Source organism: Mesorhizobium sp. RCAM 05104, from assembly GCF_059683645.1.
The window spans coordinates 4,186,986-4,209,492 of sequence record NZ_CM185033.1 but is presented as its reverse complement, the minus strand read 5'-3'; the positions used below and the strand labels follow the sequence as shown (position 1 = coordinate 4,209,492).

Annotated in this window: 19 protein-coding genes and 1 pseudogene; 4 read left to right on the top strand and 16 right to left on the bottom strand. The window is 57.5% G+C overall.

What is annotated here, in order from left to right:
• Positions 1-9: 9 nt before the first annotated feature.
• Together AC56QP_RS20565 and AC56QP_RS20560 are read right to left on the bottom strand one after the other, a co-directional pair.
• Positions 10-1,161 (bottom strand): hypothetical protein, encoded by a 1,152-nt coding sequence (locus AC56QP_RS20565; RefSeq protein ID WP_497100382.1) that lies wholly within the window; start codon positions 1,159-1,161, stop codon positions 10-12.
• Positions 1,162-2,183: 1,022 nt separating this feature from the next.
• Positions 2,184-2,693: a hypothetical protein gene (locus AC56QP_RS20560; protein WP_497100383.1), complete on the bottom strand. Its 510-nt coding sequence runs from the start codon at positions 2,691-2,693 to the stop codon at positions 2,184-2,186.
• Between the two features lie 688 nt (positions 2,694-3,381).
• Here AC56QP_RS20560 and AC56QP_RS20555 point away from each other — a divergent pair.
• The gene (locus AC56QP_RS20555) at positions 3,382-3,915 is read left to right on the top strand and encodes a hypothetical protein (RefSeq protein WP_497100384.1); all 534 of its coding nucleotides are present in this window, start codon (positions 3,382-3,384) and stop codon (positions 3,913-3,915) included.
• Between the two features lie 8 nt (positions 3,916-3,923).
• Here the strand turns inward: AC56QP_RS20555 and AC56QP_RS20550 are convergent.
• Positions 3,924-4,201, bottom strand: a pseudogene (locus AC56QP_RS20550) (hypothetical protein).
• Between the two features lie 118 nt (positions 4,202-4,319).
• On the opposite strand from AC56QP_RS20550, the gene AC56QP_RS20545 reads away from it, so the two are divergent.
• Positions 4,320-4,607 (top strand): helix-turn-helix domain-containing protein, encoded by a 288-nt coding sequence (locus AC56QP_RS20545; RefSeq protein ID WP_497100385.1) that lies wholly within the window; start codon positions 4,320-4,322, stop codon positions 4,605-4,607.
• A 3-nt stretch (positions 4,608-4,610) separates the two neighbouring features.
• On the opposite strand, the gene AC56QP_RS20540 is transcribed toward AC56QP_RS20545, so the two are convergent.
• Positions 4,611-6,032 (bottom strand): recombinase family protein, encoded by a 1,422-nt coding sequence (locus AC56QP_RS20540; protein WP_497100386.1) that lies wholly within the window; start codon positions 6,030-6,032, stop codon positions 4,611-4,613.
• A 963-nt stretch (positions 6,033-6,995) separates the two neighbouring features.
• Entirely contained in the window at positions 6,996-7,580 is a 585-nt protein-coding gene (locus AC56QP_RS20535; RefSeq protein ID WP_497100388.1) for a recombinase family protein, read from the bottom strand.
• A 188-nt stretch (positions 7,581-7,768) separates the two neighbouring features.
• Between AC56QP_RS20535 and AC56QP_RS20530 the strand changes: the two genes are divergently transcribed.
• Positions 7,769-8,287: a hypothetical protein gene (locus AC56QP_RS20530; RefSeq protein ID WP_497100389.1), complete on the top strand. Its 519-nt coding sequence runs from the start codon at positions 7,769-7,771 to the stop codon at positions 8,285-8,287.
• A protein-coding gene (locus tag AC56QP_RS20525; RefSeq protein WP_157866075.1) for an IS3-like element ISMlo4 family transposase occupies positions 8,250-9,397 on the top strand; the annotation gives its coding sequence in 2 pieces (ribosomal slippage) (positions 8,250-8,499 and positions 8,499-9,397; 1,149 coding nt in all). Before AC56QP_RS20530 ends, AC56QP_RS20525 begins: the two co-directional genes overlap by 38 nt.
• 351 nt (positions 9,398-9,748) lie before the next feature.
• Here the strand turns inward: AC56QP_RS20525 and AC56QP_RS20520 are convergent.
• The 11 genes from AC56QP_RS20520 to AC56QP_RS20470 all read right to left on the bottom strand — a co-directional run bounded on the left by AC56QP_RS20520 (position 9,749) and on the right by AC56QP_RS20470 (position 22,507).
• Positions 9,749-10,216 carry a hypothetical protein gene (locus AC56QP_RS20520; protein WP_489858303.1) on the bottom strand — a complete coding sequence of 156 codons (468 nt, stop codon included), beginning with the start codon at positions 10,214-10,216 and terminating at the stop codon, positions 9,749-9,751.
• The gene (locus tag AC56QP_RS20515) at positions 10,213-10,839 is read right to left on the bottom strand and encodes a hypothetical protein (RefSeq protein WP_489858304.1); all 627 of its coding nucleotides are present in this window, start codon (positions 10,837-10,839) and stop codon (positions 10,213-10,215) included. The genes AC56QP_RS20520 and AC56QP_RS20515 overlap by 4 nt, the downstream gene beginning before the upstream one ends.
• Positions 10,836-11,570, bottom strand: coding sequence for a TIGR04255 family protein (locus tag AC56QP_RS20510; protein ID WP_489858305.1), 735 nt, complete (start codon positions 11,568-11,570; stop codon positions 10,836-10,838). The genes AC56QP_RS20515 and AC56QP_RS20510 overlap by 4 nt, the downstream gene beginning before the upstream one ends.
• A 24-nt stretch (positions 11,571-11,594) precedes the next feature.
• Positions 11,595-12,986, bottom strand: a complete 1,392-nt coding sequence (locus AC56QP_RS20505; protein ID WP_489858306.1) for a DUF6538 domain-containing protein — start codon at positions 12,984-12,986, stop codon at positions 11,595-11,597.
• 495 nt (positions 12,987-13,481) lie between these two features.
• Entirely contained in the window at positions 13,482-14,582 is a 1,101-nt protein-coding gene (locus AC56QP_RS20500) for a porin (RefSeq protein WP_489858307.1), read from the bottom strand.
• 818 nt (positions 14,583-15,400) lie between these two features.
• Entirely contained in the window at positions 15,401-16,195 is a 795-nt protein-coding gene (locus tag AC56QP_RS20495; protein WP_489858308.1) for an antitoxin Xre/MbcA/ParS-like domain-containing protein, read from the bottom strand.
• A gap of 853 nt (positions 16,196-17,048) precedes the next feature.
• Positions 17,049-17,576: a Ros/MucR family transcriptional regulator gene (locus AC56QP_RS20490; protein WP_489858309.1), complete on the bottom strand. Its 528-nt coding sequence runs from the start codon at positions 17,574-17,576 to the stop codon at positions 17,049-17,051.
• Positions 17,577-17,873: 297 nt separating this feature from the next.
• Positions 17,874-18,482, bottom strand: a complete 609-nt coding sequence (locus tag AC56QP_RS20485; RefSeq protein ID WP_489858310.1) for an invasion associated locus B family protein — start codon at positions 18,480-18,482, stop codon at positions 17,874-17,876.
• A gap of 277 nt (positions 18,483-18,759) precedes the next feature.
• Positions 18,760-20,280 carry a type II and III secretion system protein family protein gene (locus AC56QP_RS20480; RefSeq protein WP_489863555.1) on the bottom strand — a complete coding sequence of 507 codons (1,521 nt, stop codon included), beginning with the start codon at positions 20,278-20,280 and terminating at the stop codon, positions 18,760-18,762.
• 342 nt (positions 20,281-20,622) lie between these two features.
• Positions 20,623-21,837 carry a patatin-like phospholipase family protein gene (locus AC56QP_RS20475; RefSeq protein WP_489858311.1) on the bottom strand — a complete coding sequence of 405 codons (1,215 nt, stop codon included), beginning with the start codon at positions 21,835-21,837 and terminating at the stop codon, positions 20,623-20,625.
• Between the two features lie 196 nt (positions 21,838-22,033).
• Positions 22,034-22,507: a Ros/MucR family transcriptional regulator gene (locus tag AC56QP_RS20470; protein WP_489858312.1), complete on the bottom strand. Its 474-nt coding sequence runs from the start codon at positions 22,505-22,507 to the stop codon at positions 22,034-22,036.

Here is a 22,507-nt window from a genome sequence, read left to right as displayed (position 1 = left end):
GCTCGCGAGCTACTTCCTTGCTACTGGCAATTTCACCCCCACCGTCTCGTTGGCGCAACGCTGCATTGCTGCGCACCCTAATTCTGCCTTGGACGCGGGCACCATGATCCCATCATGCATCGGTAGGGCCGCAATCCCCATCCTCGCCAGCCGCAGCAAGACGGCAACCAAGATGGTGCTTTCGGTGAACATCAGGTCCAACGCGATGTCGTTGCCGAAGAGGGGTACGAGGGCGGGGTGTTTAGCCCCTATCGCCTCCGCAAGCCTTCTTCCCGTCCAGCCCGCCGGCAAGGCATCCTTCACGTCACTCGGCAACCGGGTCATCTCGTTCGAAGACGACAGCATGGCGGCGAAGCCAGCCTTCACGCCGGCACGGTGCTCCTCAAGGCCGGGTATGGCGTAGAGGTCACCCTCGGGCGGCTCAGCCCCAACCCTCGCATAGGCAAGCCTTGGGAACATGCTGGCGAAGTCGAGGTCGGCGATTGGCTCCCCGTTGATCGTTAGACCACTTCGCAGAGCCTTAGGCATTGATATCCAGAAGGCACGGTAGAGCCTGCCGTGAAGGCTGAACCGTCCGGGGTCCGATGGCGAACGTAGAAGGAAGTCACGAGTTAGCCTTGAGGCCGCCTGAAGCTCCCCATGGACCTCGATGCGTTGGGTGGCGAGGAAGGCATTGATCTCGTCCATCTCCCCCCTAAACCTTATGGTCTCCTTAGTGTCCTCGTAGTCCACCAAGATGGAAGGCAACCTACTGCCGTATTGGTCCCTGCCAGCCCTTGCCTTGAGCCTGATGACCTCCTCACCCTCGGCTCGCCCTATGTCGCCAACAAGGACCTCAGGGGCCATGAGGGCAGTCCTAAGCCACCCAGCGGCCTCTATGCCAGTCCTCCGCACATGGGTCACAGGTGGATGCTGCATGATGAGCCCAGTTCTCTCTATCCCCTCCACCACCTTGGGCATGATGCCAAAGCCAGGGCGATCATAGCGGGTCAAGGCGGTGTGCTTCATGGGTAAGACGAGATACTGCCCCCACCTATGGTCGACATGGAGGAGCTTGAGGTTGGCGATGATGGAGGAGACAATCATTGCCGTCCTCTCCACCACCTCGGCCTTAGGTTTCCTTACGCGCGTTCCGGCTTCCTTTGAGTTGGCATGGAGCACAGCTTGCGTCACCTCGGCGGAGATGGCGGAAAGCTTAGGGCCGCTTGAAGTTGCCCAAGGGTCGAACAAAATGTCTGGGGTGGTGAGGGGAGCTATTAAGTCATCCCCATCTCCCTTGGCTCTGAGGCGTGCCTTTGCTCGGCTGCTGAGAGGAGGCATCAGGGAACCACAAGGCATATGGGGGGAGCTAAGCTCTCCTTGGGCAGCCAAACACCTTCAACATGTGAGCACCCGGATAGCTCAACCACGTCACTCGATTGTTTGCGCTCGCGTACCATTCCGCTACCGCCCGCGCTTGTCCCAAGATGGCCGCCAACCGGGGAGATGAGAGGGGTGAGCGCCGAAGCGTTTCGTCTTCATGGCGATGATTTCCGGAACGGCTTCGCGGGCAAGCGGCTCTCCGGCCTTCTCCAACGTCTCCCCAATCTTTCGTAGGACGATGCCGGATGATCTGGGGTAAGCATGAAGCTCCGTATGGACAGCCGGCCCCAACGGATTGAACATCTCCCACCGCCGATGCGTGCCGCTCGCCAGCCGATGCACCGCCTTCGCCGCCTGGACGATTCTGAACTCGCGAGTGCGATGAGAGCCAAGGTCATCCTCTATGAGGGCACTCACGCCCAGATAAATGGCCAACAAGCGGCGAGGATCGATGCCGGCCTCACGCAGCCTCGCGAATGCAACATGCGCCCTGTAGGCCGCTGGTTGCCCTCGCAAATTCATCGCTGGGTCAACGCGACCGGCGAACGCCAGCGACCGGCTAAGCTCGGTCCATGCTGTTGCCGTTGCAAAAGCGTTTCGTGGGTCGAGAAACCAGTCGGATGCGGCTATGGCATACGGCCTAAGGTCCCTCGCTAGGTAGGTCTTGCACCAATGGGACCCATGACGGGCCTTGTGCTGCACGTGGTAGCGACAATGGAAAACCGCCTTGCCGCCTGCTACTGATGTGACTGGCCGTCCGCATTCGGGAATGGTGCACGTGTTTTGGGGCGGTGACACGGATGCCGCAGAAGATTGCAGCTTCACAATTCGCCTTTTTCCAACAAGCTGTTTTGTCTGTACGCCTTCAAAGAATGCGCCAGCGCGGCCTTCTCGCGGCAAATCCCACTGATGCGCGTAAACATCGACTTGTAATGCCCTTGGGGCCTGTCAACTGAAATCTTGGAAAGCTTAGTCAGCATGTGAACATCTTTCCAGGCTTCGTAGGCGTCTGGCACTCTGCCTTCTGAGTTATAGCCGCCGTTTGCTATCCACTTCGGGACAAACTCCTCAAGATATCTCTTCACCCCTTTATTTGGTAAAAATACCTGGAGCGGATTTCCGTCTTCCTCAAGCTCACGAAGATTAATAAAGTGAGACATACCGTATGCATATAAGGTTTCTGTATTTTTTATCCCTCCTAAGCCAAAGAATGTTTTGTATTCTCCTCCAACTCTTCCTTCTCCGCAGTAAGCTCCTGCTACGATGCCGTCATTATAATCTCCGTAATGTACGGCTTTTAGCCACATCAAGTCGATTGGGATTGGTTTCATGCTAATATGCATTGAGGGCTACCTTGCTAATCTCAAGAACTATACGACCAAATGGTGTATTTCGACAGTTCTTTTGAGTGCACGCGGCAAGGCGACACACCCCTGTTTTTACCATGGACCGCATCGCGAGGTCGCTCCACGAGGTCACCGCATCGAAGCACCGCTCGAAGGCGAGCACACGAAGGCCATGCACGGAGGACCACAGTGGCCACGCATCGGTCGTCCTACGGGAAGGCCAGTCTGGCGAGACCACCTACCAAGCCAAACACGAAGGCACTGCGCCCAACCACCACATCAAAGGGCACCGACCGAGGGCAAAGCTCAAGACCATGCACTGCTAGGCCACGATGCCACGCCAAGGGACACGTCAGCGCCCCGAGCGATGTCGTCCGACCGTCGACGAAGTGCAGCAAGGTCGCACTTGCATTGAGACGTCTGTCGGCTAGAATCTGTATTGAGCGCTCACGCGGCGGTCCGGGGTGTGGAAACCCTGAGTTCAAACATGGTGCCGAAAACATCGGTGCCGATCCTCGACTTTTTGGTCGGGGAGCCTGTGGCGTATGTCCAGGTTCTCCGGAACTAAAGGCCGCAGGAACCGGAACTCGGTTTTCCAACTCCCCGATCAGGGGTCAAGGGGAGGCTGCTTGCGGGGGCGCACCGCAGGCCTATGCCTCAAGGAGAGCCAACGATGTTGACCGAAGAGGGTAAGCGAAAGCTTTATTCTCACGCGCGAGATGACGCCGAGAGACAGCGATTGCTAGCTGCATTCCGCACGGACTCGGAAACGGTGTTGGTCCACGGGCTGTTCGAGACCGGTGCCTCCCTACTTATCATCGGAGCCGTATCGTTTGGGGCGGCGACGGCGATTTCTTGGACTGCGAGTTTCTCACCAGATTTTCCGCTGAAATCCCAAGCGCTGCTTGTATTGTTCATTGTGACATTCATCGGCACCTGCGTCGCGATTAACTGGAGTTTTGACGGTGAAAGGGGGAAAACCCGCAAGAGTCGATTTGACCTTGCTGTGACTCGGTATGGCTACCCTATCATCCTTGCTGCTGGCATAGGGGCGGGCTGGCTAGCGCAGACTTATTTGGAGACAAGATCGGAAAGAGGTTATGCCGCCAGCGCGGCTATTCGAGCATGCCTCAAGACACCCGCTTGCATTCAGCTAGCGAGGGCCATCAACCACGACAGCGACGTTAGGTGGGTGCTATCTAACTGACCCGTGGACTACTCCATGTCTGGCACGTCGCCACCGACAAGAGCGTCGTGGGTTCGCCGTATTCGCCAAGCGAAGGGTTGGCCTCGCGAGACCACGCAATCACGCCGGCATGCTTCGCCGCCAAGCCCCTCGCGGTCCTAATGGCCCGCTCTTCGGTCTGCTGCTCGGCCCGCCCAAAGACGGGCTGAAGGTCGCCGCTCTCATCGCGGTCGAAGGCGGTGGGTGCTTTCTCTTGACGCAGCAAATGCGCGTCTAAGGATGCTGGTCTCGCAGCTCGCGTAGCCATATCCCCAGTGCGGACATTTGCGATGGCGACGTAACGCGTCTTTGTGCCTAGACTAGTGACGGCGCGATTGAAGGGCGGAGGAGCAGTACCGCGAAAACTATGGGAAAGGATCAAAGTCATGAATGAAGAAATCACCGCTGAAACGAGCAGCGGCAACGTGTTTGCGGACCTGGGCTTTGACGAACCCGAAGAGGAATTGCTCAAGGCCAAGCTGGCCCGCGAAATCCGCGCCATTATCAAACGCCGCCGCCTGACCCAGGCGAAGTCGGCTGAGATGCTCGGGATGAAACAGCCCGATGTCTCCGCCATTGTCACCAGCCGCACGGGGGAGTTCTCAATCGACCGCCTTGTCCGCTGTCTCGAAGCGCTCATCGAGCTTGAAAAGGTCGACGCGGAGGACAAATAGACATTAACTCCGACACCCTTTCTTTGTTGAACCGCGTCGACGCCCGGAGCCTCCCTGTTGATCTTTCTCGCGTCGAAGGGTTGCCCGTAGAAGCCCCGCCGAGATCAATTCCGAGTTGGTGGCGGGCAAGCCTGCCAGCGAATAGGCTGTCCTCATCGTGCCAAATCGGTCTAGGAAAGCCTGATACCTAGGTAGCTCAGGGTCAGCATTTATATGCGAGACCGTGACGTATCCGAATGCGTTATGCAGACGACGAAGGCAGTCCAACAGCTCTTCGTCCGAGTAGTGTCGATCTGCCTTGGGAGGTGCGGAGCACTGCTTATAGCCGACAGCTGCATAGGCGGCTCTTAGGCTTCCAAAGTGCGCAACATACGCTGCCGCAGCGGGCGTATACAGGCAAGCGTTGATAATCGAGACGGTAAGCTTTTTCTTTTCCTTGAACAGGCGCTGGAGGCATTTGACCATCCGGGGTCTCTCATAACCGTAGCCCCGCTTACAACGGAGTTCTCGTTGAGCCTTGTCAAACTGCCTTAAGTCCACAATCGGGTCCATGACCCGTGCTCTGGTCCATTGTTCAGGAGGGTTCCGTTTCGGTCTGCCCTTCAGCAAATAGGATCTGCGATTGTATACGTAGTAACCTATCATCAATTCGTTGCTGAGCACGGCTTTGACCCGCCGGTGATTCCAGACCCGACCATTCGTAGAGGGAAGCCCCTCTTGATTCAGACTGATTGAAATGCGGCTCATGCTTCTCTTTTGATTCACGAACATGTCAAATATTCGCTGCACAACACTAATTTCGTTCGGTGGACCGGGGACAAGCAATACACGATCAGAACTCAATCCCTTTCGTTCGCCGGGCTTAAGTAGAAACAGCGGCTCCCGGTCTTTGTTCACCAAGAGGCGTCTCACGCCGTATTGTAGGACGCCTCCTTGACTGAAACCAAGCACGGCTTGCTGTCGATGTGCCCTTGAGACCTTGAAAGATAGTTCGCGGCTGAACTCGCTAGCCATCGCGCGTTTCATGTTCTTAAGGATGGTCGAGACCATGCTGCCGTCATTTTCAAACGGCTCGGCGCAGTACACCACCGCGACACCCGAGTTACGACACAGGAATTCGTAGTGGGCGGATTGATCCGTGTCCTGAAAGCGGCCCCATCGGCTGACGTCTAAAACGAGAACGGCAGAATAGGTGTGTTGGCCAGTCACAACGTCAGCCAACAACTGTTTCAGACCATCTCGTCCCTTCAAGGTTAAGCCGCTTTTACCGGCATCGGCGTAGGTATCAACGATAGCAAACCCCCGCTTTTTGGCATACTCCCCGATGGCAGCAATCTGGTTCTCCAACGAATACCGCTGGTGCTCGGTCGACATGCGAATGTACTGCGCAGCCGGAACACGGAGATCGCTTGTAAGCTCAGTCACTATAGTGCCTCCGCGCGAGCTGATCTCTAATGCGGTAGGGATGACGCTGATGCCGACAAGCGCATACTACATCCACAACGTGCTTAAGCAAACATTCTTCGCGGTCAACTCACGGGTGCTTGCCGAAGCCAGGCGGCTCAACGGGCCTGACGGATGGCTTCTTGCGACGTGGTGACGTTGTATAGGTTGCACATGGGGCGGAATGTGCCCCAAGTCAGCCAGCTTCGCTAGGGCAATGACGCCTATTTGCTGCGGTAGTGGCCCCGCACATACGTGCCGTTCTTCCTGTAGTAGCCCCCAACCGCTACCGTCTTGGGTCGGCCGGTGAGCACGCTAATGTCGCCATAGCAGCTACCATTTTCCGCACAGAGCCCAGTGGTTGGAACTGTAGGCCTGTAAGTCGGCTGGTAGCTGGGCTGTGGCGATGGCTGGTAGGCGGGCTGAGTTTGAGCTTGATTGGTTGGCGCAGTTGGCGGCTGATAGCTGGGCTGCGAAGGAGGCACGCTCGGTGAGACTACCGCGGCACCTGATGGAGCCAAGGTTTGCGACGGGTCGGGAACGTTAGCGACTTCTTGCTGCCCAGAAGGGAGGGCCATCCGCTCGACAGGGCCGTCCGACGCAACAGGCTGATAGGGTGGCGGTGACGGCGGACCCGGAAAGACATTGAGGACCGAGTTCTGCGGCGGGTCGGTCGCGCAAGATGCAACGGCCAACATGCAAAAAATAAGAACAGCTAACCTAAGCTTGTCCATCCCCCGCTCCCAAAACAATAGGAAGCCTGTACTGATAGAATGTCAATGGAGCCCGTCGCATGGCTAAGCAGGCAGGAGGCGGCCTACAGCGCAGGAACCGGCTTGTCTTTGCAACTGAACTTGCCGCCAGTCCCCGAATCCTTGATGCTTGCGTTGTAGACACCAGCCGCGAGCTAACTTGCCTTCTCGTGCATTTCCTATACCCCTGGACTTAGCTTGTGGGTGGCGCCACGGCGTGTTCAGCCAGTATCCGAAACACACTAGCCCTGCTGATGCCCAACGCTGTCACCGCATCGCTAACGGATTTCCCCTCCGCCCGCATCCTCAGCACGTCTTTTGCCTTAGCGCGGGCTGTAGGTTGCCGCCCCTCGTACTTGCCCTCGGCCTTGGCCCTTGCGATCCCGTCGCGTTGCCGCTCAAGCATCAACTCCCGTTCGAACTCCGCGATTGAGCCCAGTAGGTTCAACATGAGCTTTCCGGTGGGTGTGGCGGTGTCGAGGTTCATAGCCAGAATACGAAGGCCCGCCTCTTTCGCCTTCAAGGCCGCAGTGATCGACACAAGGTCAGCCACAGAGCGTGCTAGCCGGTCAAGCTTCGTGACAACCAATGTGTCACCCTCGCGTACCCATTCGAGGACGGCGGCAAGCTGTGGCCGATAGGTCGCCACTGAGGAAATCTCCTCACGGAACACCTTGGTGCACCCCGCTTGCTCAAGGTCGCGAAGCTGGGCCTCAAGGCCTGCCTTTTGATCAGTGGTGGAGGTGCGGGCGTAGCCGACTAGTGTGGATGCGGTCATGACATTGGGTCTCCGTTGGCTTCATGTGAGACCATTATGTGAGACTGTCAGGAAAATTGTCAAGAGACCACTCGTGTGAGACTGTTTAGTCGGCCTATCGGCAGAACCACATGGGCTTGCCCTAGTGAGACAAGTTGTTCCAATGTGAAGAAACGGCTAGACCGACCATCCTGCAGGGGACCATCAAAGTGATTCCAAAAGAATGGGTTTTTGAGATGGAGGCCAAAAACTTCCTTGCTTCGTATAGAGCATGCCGTGACTGCAAGATGGCCATCGAGACCCTCGGCGAGAAGACGTTTCTGTTGTCTGAATGGAGGGTTAGTTGGGCTGGCATATGCTCCTTGCTCAAAACCTCGATCGTACTCCTCGGGAAACGTGATGCTCAGTCATGCTTTTCAGAAAACCTACGCCAATCTCTTAAGGCGGCGTGGGATGAGCTCCGCATAAGAAAGGCGGACTTTCCGATATTTTGGGAGTTCATAGATCGCGAACGCAACAATGTCTTGAAGCAATATGATTTCTCGGCATACAGCGCTCTGATGAAGCCGGATGGAACGATTGAGCCCAATTACTCGCTGCTCGGTATGTTCACGGAAGCCAGCAAAGAATGGCCTGCTGCCGGTTTCGTGGACACCGAGATAAGGTGTTTAACGGAACTGGAGAGTGGGAATGCAGAGAAGGAAGTTCAGCCGCGAGTTCAAGCTTGAGGCGGTGAGATTGATCGAGGATCGGGGCGTTGCGGTGGCCCAGGCTGCCCGCGACCTCGATGTCCACGAGAATGTGCTGCGCAAATGGGTGCGCGAGCTATCGGCCGATCCGCAGCGTGCGTTTCCCGGTCATGGGCAGATGAAGCCGGAGCAGCAGGAGATTGACCGGCTGCGTAAGGAAGTCGCGAAGCTGAAGGCGGAGCGCGACATCCTAAAAAAGGCCGCAGCCTACTTCGCGAGGGAAGTGACATGAGGTTCGCTTTCATCGCGAGGCACCGGAACATCTGGCCGGTGGCATGGCTGTGCAGTGCGCTGGATGTGTCCCGCTCGGGCTTCCATGCCTGGCTCAACCGCAGCCCTAGCGTTCGCTCCCAGCATGACGAGATCCTCGTTTCCAGGATCGACCGAAGCTTCAAGAGCAGCGACCGCACCTACGGCGCGCGTCGGGTCTGGCACGACGTTCTGGCAGAGGGGCTTTCCTGCGGACTGCATCGCATCGAACGCCTCATGCGGGAGAACGGCCTCCGGGCACGTCCACGCCGGCGCGGACTGCCGAAGGATACCGGCGAGCGAGCCGCCGTGTCGGACAACCTCCTCGATCGCGCCTTCGAGGCATCGGCCCCGAACCAGAAGTGGGTCGCCGACTTCACCTATATCTGGACTGCGGAAGGATGGATCTACGTTGCCGCCGTCGTCGATCTGTTCTCCCGCCGTGTCGTCGGCTGGGCGATGAAGGCCGAGATGACCGCGCAGCTCGTCACCGACGCTCTCATCATGGCGATCTGGAGGAGAGGCAAGCCCGACAGCCTGCTGCACCACTCCGACCAGGGATCGCAATATACGAGCGAGCAGTTCCAGCGACTGATGGCCGACCACGGCATCACCTGCTCGATGAGCCGGTCGGGCAACGTCTGGGACAACGCTGCGATGGAGAGCTTTTTCTCGTCGCTCAAGACCGAGCGGACAGCCCGCAAGGTCTACAGGACGAGAGATGATGCGAGGGCGGATGTGTTCGATTACATCGAGCGCTTCTATAACCCTCGGCGAAGGCACTCGACGCTGGGCTATCTGAGCCCCGTGGAGTTCGAGGAACAAGCTATGTTAGCTTAACCTCGTGTCCGAAAAACCGGCAGCAGGCCAGAAATCCTCTTACTCAAAGGTGGAGTCTATGATGGGAGATTTGCATTAGACGTGGCTGCGGAGGCCGCCTCATGGGCCCAAGGATATATCGAGGACGCGATCAGGAAGGGCGGGGTCGATCCTGACGCCAAAGTAAGCTCTCGGGAGTTCTTAAGGAGTTCCCATTGATGACCTTGCACAAGCTCTAAGTGCTTCGGCGGGCCGGCATAAGCACCGCAAAAACGCGGCGGCAGGAGGGGCACGGGGGGAAAGCTCGCCGACGCCCTCACGATATGGCGTCTCGAATAACTGACCCAAAACTAAGTCGGCAACCGATCCGAGCTACGGCTTCCTTCTGATGTCCCGTACCATCGCTATTTCAACGACAGCGTTAGCAGCTAACAGCGCGGCAAGCTCTTCATAAAGGACCCCGGGTTGCCCTGTGCCAATGACTTTTGAATATGCAGGATTTCTGGTGTTGCCTGCGTGAGTTACTCGAACGCGCTTCTTTGTGGCCTCGCCTTGTTCGATCATGAGGCCGACATTCAAGCGAACCATCGCCTCGTCGTCTGCCACTTTGCGTTGAGTTGCATTCAGACATTCCAACATTCGCGCGGCAGGCTCACCCTGGAAATATTCAAAATAGGTAGCTGAAAGGTAGGTCTCGGGGATCCTGTCGGGCCCAACGTAAGCTCTGAGCTTAAAAAACTCCGGAAACACGTCTGTAATAACCCCATTTTCGCGAATGCCCTGCCCCCGGGGGCAATGGCGAACCACATGATGGTCTTCGGGAATTGGCTTTTCGCTCACCCAAACCTCTGAAGATGAAAGTTGGCGTGCTCCGCAAATGACTTCAGGGACCCCTGCCCCACGGAAACTTCTTTTTCACCACCAACAACGAGCTGAGCGGACCATTTGGCTTGATTTGCGTCCATGAAATTGGCCGTTAGAATATTGGGGCCGCGCTTCCAAGCGACAAGGATGGTTCCGTCCCTGTCCAGACCCAAGGATGTCCACTCGGAATTATTGGCAAATATGGTCCATCTCAGAAAACCTAGAAAAGATTGGTGCCTCGGCAGTACGTTGTCATCATCCCAGGCATCGGAATCCAGCAGATAGTCAAGTTCCTTAAAGAGCCGGTGTCGTTCTGCGTTGGAAAGATGCATTGCGTACTGGGCGGCAGCCACTTTGAGACCCACCCGCGCATCGAACAGCTGCGTATGAAGCGATAGGCTATCCGACTGAGGCGGATTAATAGTAATGGCCGGAGCGCGAGCAGCCGATTTGACAAACCCCTCCAAATTGGCCCGAATATCCCGAATCTGGGGGAGAGATTGGTCGTAGGAAATCTTGAAATCGGTGGGGCTTATTCGTTCCCAGGATCGCTTAAATGGCGAGGCGGCACCCAATGACGAAAGTTGCTGACCGGTCATGCGAATAACGCCCTGGATGCATCGGTGATGCAGTTCTCAAATATATTGTTCTTTATGGATCGCAAGACCGCAAGGCGCTCCCACATATCGTCAAAGCGAAGCGGAACCTTCTCCTGCTGGATAACGTCGATGTCAATCACGAAGGACACGTGGTCTAGCAGTGCAGGAGTTACAACCCCACTGTTAATTATGATGATCAAATTCTCGTTTTCTTCGATGAGTTCAACTCTCGCTACGTCTGAAGTTGACCTCATCGTGGCCAAACCCTTAGGAATTGCAGCTCCCACCGAAACATAGTCCGTAGTGCTGAGCTTACTTTTTTCGTCAAATGGAATGTCCAATCGATTAATGAACCTCGTGCTGATACGCTTGATGATGGGTCGTTTTACAACACCGACTAAGACATCAAAATTCGCTTTCGAAGCCTGAAATAGACTATCCCATCCCTCGTACGGTGCCAGGCGTGCTGTCGAGATGTTCCCTTTGTTGATGATAACAACGTCCGCCCCATTCTCGGCAGTGAGTTTGAAACCGTTGATTGATATCGTTGGCGTAGCGACGGCGCCGTTAATCTCTACGTGAACATTGTTGAGCGTTTCTATTGAAGGGTAACCCTTCTTGAATTTGTCGCGCAATCTCTCCAAATCCCTAAGGGAAAGCTCCGACTGGAATTGCATGTCGATCACGGCCTCTGTGATCGGTGGTCGGGCGTATGGTCTCTGGGTCGCCATTGTTTGAGCTCTCCACCATGCTCACTACCATGCCCTATCAGCCTTGCGCAGGGATGGAAACGGGGCGGGCTCCATCAGCGCTTTTGGTGGCAACACCAGAAAGGGTAACTTCACAGCCTCCACAAGGGCCCTCTTCGCCTTCTCCGGGTCTTGCCCTGCGTAACCGTGCTGGCTCAGGTCTAGGCTCTTGGCCCGCTCGCTGTCGGTGTGACCCACCACCCACGTGATAGTCCACTCGTCAAAGCCCTCTGCCCCCGCAAGCTTGGCATCACGCACCTTGCGGATAAACCAGCGGCGGAACGAGTGGAAGTCCACATTGCTTTTGGCCTTGTCGTTGGGCCTCTCATCCACCCCCACCTTGCGGCGATACCGTGTGAACTGCTTGGCTGCCGGATCGGAGCGCGTCTCCCGTGACTTTGGGAGGGGCGGCAAGTCGTCAAACAGGTAGTCGCTGTCCTTCTTGCCCGCCGTGCGCCGCTTTACGATCTCCTTGAGGCCACTGTGGACTGGGACCGTGCGCCGGGCATTGTCAGTTTTCCCTGCCCAGACGTTGAACGTCTCATCTCGGCAATCGGAAACTTTGAGCTGGCATATCTCCTCGATCCGCATTCCGCTCAGCGCTCCGATTGGCATCAGGTCATTGAGCAGCGGGCCGCCGTCGCCATTGAGCAGCTTGGTCATCTCCGCATCAGTGAACGGACGCTTGCCCCTATCAGTCTCCGCTTCGCGTGATTGGCGGCGCTCTGCTGGAAGCCTTTGGCCTGCCCACGGGTTCTCACTGGCTGGCAGGTGCCCCTTGTCTAGCAGCCACGTCCAGTATTGCCTTATGAACCCAAGATAGGCTGTGGCCTTCTGGCGACCCCTGCCGACCAGAAGAGACTCAGACAGGAACTTGCCGGCGTCCACCCGTCGAACGGCTTCAAGGGCGACAGGGAGTCGGCTATCGCGGAGCCAGTCCCCAAGCCAGCCCAGCACCCTCCAGAAATCCCCTTCAGACTTGAGACGGTAATTCTGGTGTTTGAGGAACTCGGTTGCGTGGTGGTCAAGCGGCGTGACCTGTCCGCTGGCAAGCGCGAAGAAGGCTTTGGCCTTGTCCAGGCCGTTGGTCTTCTCCAACTCATGAGCCCGCAAATTGATAGCGTACTGGGTGCCCTCTTCGTCCATGGTGAGCCTATGCCGCAGAGCCTCCGCCTCCACCGGATCATTGGTCGCTAAGACCTTCTCGGCTGCCGCGATGGCCGCCTTCAAGCGTGCCACGATGGGCCACTTCCTTGCGTTCGCTTCCTTGAGGTCTCCTGTGTGGAGCGGATGCGTCAGCTTGCCTCGACCAATCAAATCCCGCACCTTTGCCGGCACCTTTATGCGGACGCGCCACTGCTGCCCGTGCCATTCGAGATATTGTTCTTGGCTTGCCATTCTGCACCCTGGTGCCCCACGCTGGTGCCCCACAGATGAGTCTCGGAAGACTGGATGTCAAGGGATGCAGGGGGTTCAGAGTCCTGGAGGAGAGTGTCCCTCCCTCTCCGCCATTCCCCGTGTTCCCTTGGGGACCCTGCAGCAGCCTGTGGCTTCGCCAATGGCGATGAAATAGAACCCGGCCGACATCCGAGCGCATCAGGTTCTGGCTTCACGAAGTTCTGCAGGATAGCTTCGCCACCATGTCGGCCATAACATCTCGCGGGCGCGGCAGGTCCGACGACGGTCGCCTTCGCCGCGCGGGAAGGTGCAGATGCCGGATCGGCGGACGTTGACGAACCAACGTCCCCTTGAATCGGCCATGGCGAACCATGCGCTCGCCGGCGGCAGCGTTCTGGCCTTGGAGGGCGAGGCCGCTCAATGTCACCGCTGAGTAAGTCACAAGAAAATGGTCCGCAGCTTGCGCTGCGGACCGTGCCGAACAAAGTGATTGAACTAGAAGGAACGCTGGAAGCGAAGGATACCGCCGAGGCCATCGTCGCTGGCGTGGTAGATGCTGTCTGCCTTGTTGTAGTAGTCGACTTCGGCCGTGACGGTGAGGCCCGGAACGATGTCGTAGGCGACGTTGGCAACCAGACCCAAGGTCTTGCCTTCATCATACGAAGCCTGAACGTTGAACGAGGTTTTCTCGTTGATCTTGTAGGTGCCGCCACCCCAGATCGCCCAGTTGCCGTCCCACAGCTTGTAGAAGTTGGTGTCGTTGTTCTTGTCGGTGCCGTAACCGCCCATGACGAACAGCGCCAGTTCATTGGTGGCGTTCACATCCAAGCGAACCTTGCCGGCCACTTCCTCGTAGTTGCTGTCATAGGCAAGCACGCCGGTGATGGCGCCCCAGCCCTGCGTATACTTCACACCGCCGACGACATGAGGAACATAGCTGTCGATCGTATAATCACCCGAGCCTTCTTCCAGCGAGGCCACGAATGACAGGCCATTTCCCGCGTCGAAATAGTACTGGATGGCGTTGGTGTCGAACGAACCATAGCCGACGATCGTGTCGTCGATGACGTTGCCGGCGTAGCCGATGAAGGTATCAAAGGCCGATTCGTCCTTGCCGACGCGCAGACCACCGAGCTGAATCCAGGCGAAGTTCAGGGTAACGCTTGAATTGCGAGCCTGCCAGTGATCGGCGTTGTCCGAGGTCTGGTCGGAATAGTCGCCGCTGCTGTTGCCAAAATTGAAACGGGTCTCGGTATAGGTCTTCAAGGTGCCGAGTTCGGTTTCCTGGCCGGTCCAGGTCTTCAGCGTGAACCGAGCCTGCTTCCAGTAGGTGTCGTTGCTGCTGCCGTCCTGGTGATCGGTGACGTTCTGCACGCCTTCGCGATCGCCCACGCCGATGTCGTAGCGGATATAGCCGCCGATGCGCAGGCAGGTTTCGGTGCCGGGGATGTAGAAGTAGCCAGCGCCGTAGACGTCACAGATCTTGACGTATTGAGCGGGTTCCGGCTCGGCGACGACGACAGCGTCGGCGGCGCGCGCACCGGAAACTGCGATCAGGGCCGCAGCGGAGCCGAGAAGAAGGCTCTTGATGTTCATTTTTGATCTCCAGTCAAAAGTTTAAGGGGCCGGCAAAAATCTTCCGCCTCAATCCCCACTCCTAGAAGCGGCGCGACGCACCGCCTCTTCACAAGGAATTGCGCACGGGGGACGATTCTTCAATGTATACTTTTCGACAATGAAGCGTGACTTACAAATCTAACGCGTACATGTTGCCTAAATGTCACCGATTATACAACAATTTGCGACATGTGATACATTCAATACGTATGAAACTACTTGTACGAATGGCACATGCGAGACACACGGCACAGAAGATACGATCTTTCAAATGAATTGCCGTCGGGTTTTCATGGATGTCGCCAGGAAATCCAGCTTCCTTCTCAGACAATTTTCCGAGGGCTGGCGGGGTTGATGTCGAGACCTGGCTGGGCCGGGATCTTATGAGAGGCTGGCATGCTTCAGGGCGCGGGCGCCGAGAAGGCAGAGCTGTGGGCGAATGGCCCCACCGCTGGGAAGAAACAACCGCCATCCGACGTGACCTCATGCGCGAGGAGTGGCGCGGATCACCCCGCCGATGGCCAGACTGCTCGTCGTTGTCGGCTTCGCGCCGCCTCGCCGCCAATAAGGGGATGGCATCAGTATGCACCGGCCCTGGATGGAACGTCGGTTCGCCGACGGCGCTGAAGCGCACGGGCAAGGCCGCCTGTCTCGACCTCGTCTTGGAATCGCGCGTCCGTTGGACCGTCAGGAGGAGTTGCTGGTCCTGTCCCCGCCGGCGCGGATCATCGAGCCATCTCTTGAGAGGGATTTCGCGCCCGTGAAGGCCGCGTGCTCGGCTACGCGCACGGCCTCGCCTAGCAAGAAAGGCGGGCGGCTTGCAGGACTTCCGCGACCATGTCTTCTCTGAGCAATTCGACGGGGATGCGACCGTCGAGATGAGGCGACGGGCGTATGAGCCACGACCACGCGAGCCTTGGATGCTTTGCCAGCGCAAGCACGTCAGATATTCCTGAGACCGGCCTGCCATCAACGAACTGGGCCAGCGGGAATACATGCCTGCCAAGACCCTTGCGCAATGCAATGACCTGGTTGCGTCGCTGCCAGCGATGCAACGTCGATCTTGGAATCTGCAGGTTTGCCTCGAGGTAGGTTGGCCCGGCAACCGGACCCGCCCAGTCTTCTACTCGCATCGACCCAAGGTCGACCCTTCGCTGTTGCGTCGGATCAGCTTCGGAGTTCCGGGCTGCATTCGCCGGCGTCAAAGGCGGATTCTTCTCCGCGGAAAGCTGGGCTCCCCTGACTGCAGAACCATGATGAAGCGCAGTCTTCCGCTTCAAGTCTGTCGAGGGCTCGAAGTAACTGATGTGGAGGGCTTCGCGCGCGGCGCTGTTGCCCTTGGCGCCCGATCGCGCCTTCAACCTGTCGATAACCTGCCTGATGTCTTCGGCCTGGCACTCATAGACCACCATGTAGGACCATCGATGCGAACCCAAATCTCCTTGGAGTTCGGCGCAACGCAGACGTTGAGCGCTGACAATTCCTGGAACCTGCAGCGCGTCGTCGAGACGCGCGTCGGAGCACCAGTCGTTGCATTCGTCTTCGGGTCCGGCCACAACATTGTTGAGCACGATCAGTTTGCAGTCCTGCACGAAACCGCTCCGCTATTGATTTGATTTGCCGGCTCGTCCGAAGCTGTCTGGAAAGGCCATGAACATCGATCCGTCCGTTGCGGTAGTCATGGCGCGTACCGCGTAATGACCAGGTCAGAACGAATTGAATTACTCGAAACCCGCAACGCCATCCAGAGCAACGGAAGGCATACCCAATAGACGATATGATTGGTTTTCGAAACAATACGGGTATATATTGTTGCCATTTTCGCATATCACAGAAAAGCGGGGCTATTAATAACGCACGATATCGGCGATAAGTTTCCAGCGTATTTCGGCGTTTTTCTGAATGTTTCTGCGGAAACCAATTTTGTAACGAAGGGTTTCCTTGCCGTCTTGGCCCGGGCACCAGTAGCCTATGGGGACGGCCAGTCGTGGCAGTGGCTCACCATACGTGAAGCGTTACCGCCGCGGGATCACCAGGCAAAATACGGAGGAGGACGAGGGGGGACGGGGCGCCCTCTCCTTCGGTCTCAACACATCTATCAATCCATTTTTGACAGGAAATCGCCAGGGTGTTTGCCAGCCTGGTGGCCGCCGTCCTTGGCAAGCGCTCGGTTTGCCAGCGCCCTCATGGTCGAGGTGCGGACCGACAGTCTTCGGTCGAGCAGCGAAGCGTCTTTTGGGCGGCTGACGTGGCGGGCATGGTCACCCCGTGGCCGCTCCCGTCGGTTCGTTCAAGCCATGCCCACAGGACCGTGACCGTCTTCGCCTTGCGCGATCCCATCACGCCCCCGAACAATCCGGTCTGACACGAAGCCCCGCCGCAAAAGCCGGGGCTTCGCCATGTTCAGATTCGGCACTGCCTGGCATCTCTGCCGGATGCGGCGCGCTACGCTTTGGCGGGTGCCTTGCGCGCTTTGTTCGCCGGCGACTTGATCGACGCCGCGCTTGTCGTCGCTGCTGCCGCGCGAGCAACCCGTTTTGGCTTTTCTGCTGCTGCGGGGGGCGCCGCCTTGCGACCGAGCCCTATTGATTTCGCCAAGGCGGAGCGAGTAGCCGCGTAGTTCGGCGCGACCATCGGATAATCTGCGGGCAGGTTCCATTTCTGGCGGTATTCCTCGGGGCTCAGATTGTAGTGAACTCCGAGATGGCGCTTCAGGGATTTGAACTTCTTTCCATCCTCCAGGCAGATGATGAAGTCTGGCGTCACCGACTTCCTGACCGGTACCGCCGGTTCCTGCTTGGCCGCAGGTTCCGTCACCGGCGTGCCGAGCCCTTGCAGGGCGGCATGGATATCGCCGATCAGTTTCGGCAATTCGCCGACCGGCAGGGGATTGTTCGACACGTAGGCGGCGACGATATCGGCAGCTATCGACACGGTATCCGATTGGCTGAGTTGTTCGGGAGCAGTGCTCATACAGTTTTCCTCTTATTGTATCGGACGGTTCTAACGCGTTTGATTTCCCCATGCCGCCGATCACAAATAGTGCTTTTCGCTGTAAAATCCACACTCCGTTCCAACATTGTAAGAGTAAGCTTCGCTTTCCTGGTTCTGATCGACTGCGGATAACCTTGCCGATCTGCCGGGAAGCGAGGAACCTCCCGTGACTTTCCCGCGATTGCCGACTGTGCGGAGCGGGGCAGCCTCCGGCGAGCTTCATGATGCATGAAGCAGCAGCGGGGCTGCCATGCCGAGGAAATGTCGAAGGGATACCTATTGCTGCAATTGCGACGTACGCGCCAATGCCGCCCCAAAGCCGGCAAGTGAAATCTGAAAGGTGAGTGGCAGGCCGCTGGTTTCGACCGTAACCCGCGCGGCGAGCCTTGTTCCTGCTTCCAGCGCCTTGATGTTGGCGTCGTTGAATTGCACGGCGGCAATGCATCCTGTCGCGACGCAATGGGTGAACTGAAGCTTCGAGGCAGGATCATGCGTGTCCACCTGCAACACGAGCCCATCCGCGAGCCGTATCCCCAGGGGCAACAGAACATGGCCCAACACACTGCCCTCCGACGGGAGCAGGTCTATTGCAAATCCAACCTGTTCAGTAGCTTGGTTCGTCAGGACCTGGTTGAATGTGCAAATCTTTTCGTTCCTGATAATCCTGCACTGAACAGTCCAGGCGCCATAGACCTCGGAGATGGACGTGGCTCCATTTGGGAGTACCGGCGCGCCCTGCGGCGGTGCCGGAACGTCCTGACGGACTGCTGGCTCGCGTTGGTTGTTGGGCGCCTGAGCGAAAAACCAACCCCCGTCGCGTCCCTCGCCGTCATCAGTGCCGCTTTGCCGCGCGGAGACGGCCAGGCATGAAGCAGCGAGCAGCACGCAACAGGCCAGGAAGCATCTTGGCAGCCAAAGGCACGACATCACTTTGGCAATCCTGCTGGGAGGCCACGATTGGCCCGGACCGGGCCTGGAGAAGCTGACACTGCTGGTCTGACACTATTGGTGTGGAGCGTTGTCTGCTGGTGCCCCCGGTGTTTCTGACCCTTGGTTCGGGTCGACCATGAGCACAGCATGTGACGCCCCGGGACGACGCCAGCCCACAAACGCGTCCAAGGCCACGCGCGCGGCGTCTTGGCAACTAACGCCGTTCCGGCCTTCATTTGTAGATGAACCCGATCGTTCCATGGTATTTTTGATCAGGAACCCTGGCATCGCCCCCACCATATAGCCTGTTCACCTCGCCCATGAACATCGCAGCGGTGTCACCTGCGGCGCTGAAATTGTCGTCTGGCTTGGACAGGTCTTTGGCAGGCACTGGACGCACCAGGTACGGCGTCACGATAATCACGAGTTCTGTTTCATTGCGCACAAAGTCCCGGCTGCGAAACAGCGTTCCAAGCACCGGAATCTTTGAAAGTCCGGGGTATCCGCTCACCGCCTGGCGAACGTCATCGCGCACCAGGCCTGCAATCATCATGGCCCCACCGGACGGCAGTTCGACCGTCGTGTCGGCCAGGCGTTTGCGAATGGACAGAATGTTTGAGCCTGGGGTGTAGCTTTTGTTGCCGCTATCATCCACGGTACTGCTGCCGGAGGTCGAAACAGATCCCTCGAGCGTCGGCTCGGACACCTGCGTTCGGATCTTGAGGCTGATGCGGCCGGCGGAAAGCACGACAGGCTGAAATTCCAGTCCAATGCCATACTCGACCTTTTCTACAGTGTAGTCAGTCTTGCCATCGCTGGTTGATGCATTGCTGACAATGTTGTACTCCCCGCCGACCCGAAAAGTCGCCTTCTCACCTGAAACGGCGGTCAATGTGGGTTCAGCGAGCGTCTTCATGACGCCAGCCTGTTCCATCGCGTTGACCGAGGCGTCCAATGCCGAGGTGCTGATGCTGAAGCCCGAACTGGACAGTGACTTTCCAAGACCATAGGGGTTATCGCTAATTGCACCCCAGCTGATACCGTTGCTGGTGCCTGAAGCGCTCAGATTTACGCCGAGTTGCTTCACCACCGCGCGGCTGACTTCCGCCACCGTCACCTTCAGGGTAACTTGATCCTCGCCTGATATGGAGAGCAGGTTCACGATCTTGCTTTCCCGCCGTTCGCTATCCGGATTGTTGATGGTCGCTCCACCGTCCGCGGACCCGCCGACCGCGGTCTGTGAGTATTGCCCGGTCGTCGCTTCGCCGCCGCTGACAAATATCGTTGCGAGACTGACGGCACGGGAGGCGTCCAAGGGTGTCTCGACAGTTCCGCTCAGAACAACATTGTCGTTCAGAAGTTCGACGGTGATCTTCGAGTTGGGAATGAAGCGCTTTAAATAAGACTCCAACCCTGTCACATCCCGCTCGACGACCAGATTGATATTGGCGACTTGTTGCTGATTGGCGTCGAACACGAAGATGTTCGTGTCACCAACCTGCTTGCCAAAGAGATACACACGCCGCGGTGTACGCATGACAGCATCCGCAACGGAAGGATTGCCGACCAGAATGTCGCTGGCGTCCGTCGGAATGTCTAGAACCAGAGCCTTGTTTAGACCAAGCTTTATGCGTTCAGCGCCGCCCGGTGCCTGCTTCTCCAGAGGTTTACGGTCCGCGGCTTCAGCATTTGGCAGGCCAAGCACCGAAAATAGATATCCGAGGCCAAGTGGAGTCATTAACGAAAGCGCCATGCGTGCCGACCGCAAAGGAAAAATGTCTTTCGCAGTTCTGGCTTTGCTGTCCGGATAGCGCATGAGCCCCCGCTTCGTGTTATTCAGAACTTTCTGAACAGGCGACGAAGTGATTCCATGCCTAGATTCGCTTATGAAATTTTCCCGGCTATTTCCGTACGTATCCGAATGTTGCTGCCGACCCGTTTTTTGTGACGATGTGTTTCCGGTTCTGTCCAAGGATGCTTGTGCGGAGGCCAGCCACAGATCCGCCCACGATCAGGAACCGCGCGGTAACGGGTGCGCGCAATGCTGCCAGCAACGGAGGGCGCGCGTTGGATGCCGCGACGGCCGTGGTATTTGCTAATCGGCGGGCGAGAACACCGGTTTGTCCTTCCACAAGGTGCCCGCAATCATTTCCGAATACCCGATGTTGAAGACCGCGCGCATGTATTCGGTGTTGAAAGGGTCAAGCACTGAGTAGCTGAGTTGTCTGTCGATCGAGGCCACATGGAAATGGATGCCGGTGCGCTGCGCGTACATGTAGCTTGCCAGCAGCGCGCTTCGCGTTTGCGATTTGATTTGAATCGCGTAGGCGCGCGCCATGACCGAGAGCGTGCTGTTTGTCACGGTGGAAAACTCCGGCATCAAGGCATTGTTGACGAGCACATACATGTTGAGCCGAATTCCTGGTCGCGCTTTCGTCAGCTTTGCCGACGTCATGAGGCTTTCCGGGACCGTCAGGATCTGGGATCCTGAGCCACCGTCGGAGTGCATTTCCTCAAAGCTGCGCTTGCCGGAATGGGCTTTTATCAGAACGGCGGGGTAGACCCCCGGAATGCTGGCCGAAGCCATCAGGACATCCTGGAACAGCCTCAGCGAATTGGGCTCGCCGCTGTCCGCGATCGCGCCCATATCCCAGACGACCGCACGTTGGGAATCCAGATTGGAGGTCAACACGAGCAGCCGGCGGCCCTTTCGGTGCTCGGCGGCGACAGCCTTCAGGATATCCCCGGTTACATGGGTTTCAATCAGCCGGCGAAGCGGCTGCTGTTTCAGAAGACTCGTTCCCAGGAGCCCCCTTGGCAGCCACTTCGCATCGACAAGGTCCTTGGCGACACCGCTGGTATAGAGATCGACAAGAACATCATCGTAGGAAGATCCAAGAAAGGCATAGGGTGCGATGAGAGCCCCGGTGCTGACGCCGCTTACGATGTCGAATTGCGGCCGCCTGCCGGTCTTGGACCAGGCTTTCAGCACGCCAGCGCTGAACGCTCCGCCTGATCCACCACCGGAAATGACGAGATAGTTCATCTCGGTCTTCAACGAAGAAGATTCTCGCGGGGGCGGCTCGGCCAGCGTGTCGGATTGCGCGTCCAGGTTCGTGCGTATCTGGTGAAAGCCGTTGATTTCGGCAGTTCCTGCGTCTTCGGCCTGATAGGGGATGCGTTGACTCGACACGCAGCCAATCAACACAACGGACAACAAAACCTGTAGAGCGATCTGAATGCCGATGATCCGACGCCGGTTGTGCGACGAACGCCCAACGGGTTTGGGTACAATCGTCTCACTGGCCATGTCGTGCGGACTTGCGTCGCGTTCGCCAGCAGTTGGTTCGTTGTTGTGACCAGACCGTCGTCCCGATCGATCCACGCGTTTGCGCGCACCGTTATCTGGGATCTGTCGAGACCGCGCCCACCGGAACATCATGCCACCCTCGGATCGTCGGTTCAAAGCGGCGACTGACAGAGGACGGAATTTCCCTTCCTGATCGTCACAACCTCTCCGCCACGCTCGTTTTGCGCTCTCTCGTTTTCCTGGCCGCGGGTCTTTTCGCTTCCTGCGGCTTTAGTCCCAGGCCGAATTTCTTTGCCAGGAGTGAGCGCGATGCAGCGTAGTTTGGAGCGACCATCGGATAGTCGGAGGGCAGGCCCCATCTTGCGCGATACTCGTCCGGCGACAGGCCGTAGCTCACGCGCAAGTGGCGCTTCAGGGACTTGAACTTCTTGCCGCTCTCCAGCGAGATGATGAAATCCGGCGTAACGGATTTCCGGATTGGAACCGCTGGCTTCAACGCCTCGATCTCAGCCTGGGTTGAATGATCGGATCGCAGCAGATCGAAGGACTGGTAGATCTGGTTGATCAAGGATGGAAGTTCGCTTGCAGGAACAAGGTTGTTCGAAACATATGCCGAAACCACGTCAGCCGTGAGTTTCATAATTGCGTCTTTCGAGCCGTTGTCGGCCAT

Bases quoted from the DNA above. Each gene is read 5' to 3' on its own strand.
- AC56QP_RS20555 (WP_497100384.1), top strand. From the start codon at position 3,382: ATGTTGACCGAAGAGGGTAAGCGAAAGCTTTATTCTCACGCGCGAGAT.
- AC56QP_RS20500 (WP_489858307.1), bottom strand. From the start codon at position 14,582: ATGAACATCAAGAGCCTTCTTCTCGGCTCCGCTGCGGCCCTGATCGCA.
- AC56QP_RS20510 (WP_489858305.1), bottom strand. From the start codon at position 11,570: ATGGCGACCCAGAGACCATACGCCCGACCACCGATCACAGAGGCCGTG.
- AC56QP_RS20545 (WP_497100385.1), top strand. From the start codon at position 4,320: ATGAATGAAGAAATCACCGCTGAAACGAGCAGCGGCAACGTGTTTGCG.
- AC56QP_RS20505 (WP_489858306.1), bottom strand. From the start codon at position 12,986: ATGGCAAGCCAAGAACAATATCTCGAATGGCACGGGCAGCAGTGGCGC.
- AC56QP_RS20490 (WP_489858309.1), bottom strand. From the start codon at position 17,576: ATGAGCACTGCTCCCGAACAACTCAGCCAATCGGATACCGTGTCGATA.
- AC56QP_RS20535 (WP_497100388.1), bottom strand. From the start codon at position 7,580: ATGACCGCATCCACACTAGTCGGCTACGCCCGCACCTCCACCACTGAT.
- AC56QP_RS20475 (WP_489858311.1), bottom strand. From the start codon at position 21,837: ATGGCCAGTGAGACGATTGTACCCAAACCCGTTGGGCGTTCGTCGCAC.
- AC56QP_RS20480 (WP_489863555.1), bottom strand. From the start codon at position 20,280: ATGGCGCTTTCGTTAATGACTCCACTTGGCCTCGGATATCTATTTTCG.
- AC56QP_RS20515 (WP_489858304.1), bottom strand. From the start codon at position 10,839: ATGACCGGTCAGCAACTTTCGTCATTGGGTGCCGCCTCGCCATTTAAG.
- AC56QP_RS20470 (WP_489858312.1), bottom strand. From the start codon at position 22,507: ATGGCCGACAACGGCTCGAAAGACGCAATTATGAAACTCACGGCTGAC.
- AC56QP_RS20560 (WP_497100383.1), bottom strand. From the start codon at position 2,693: ATGAAACCAATCCCAATCGACTTGATGTGGCTAAAAGCCGTACATTAC.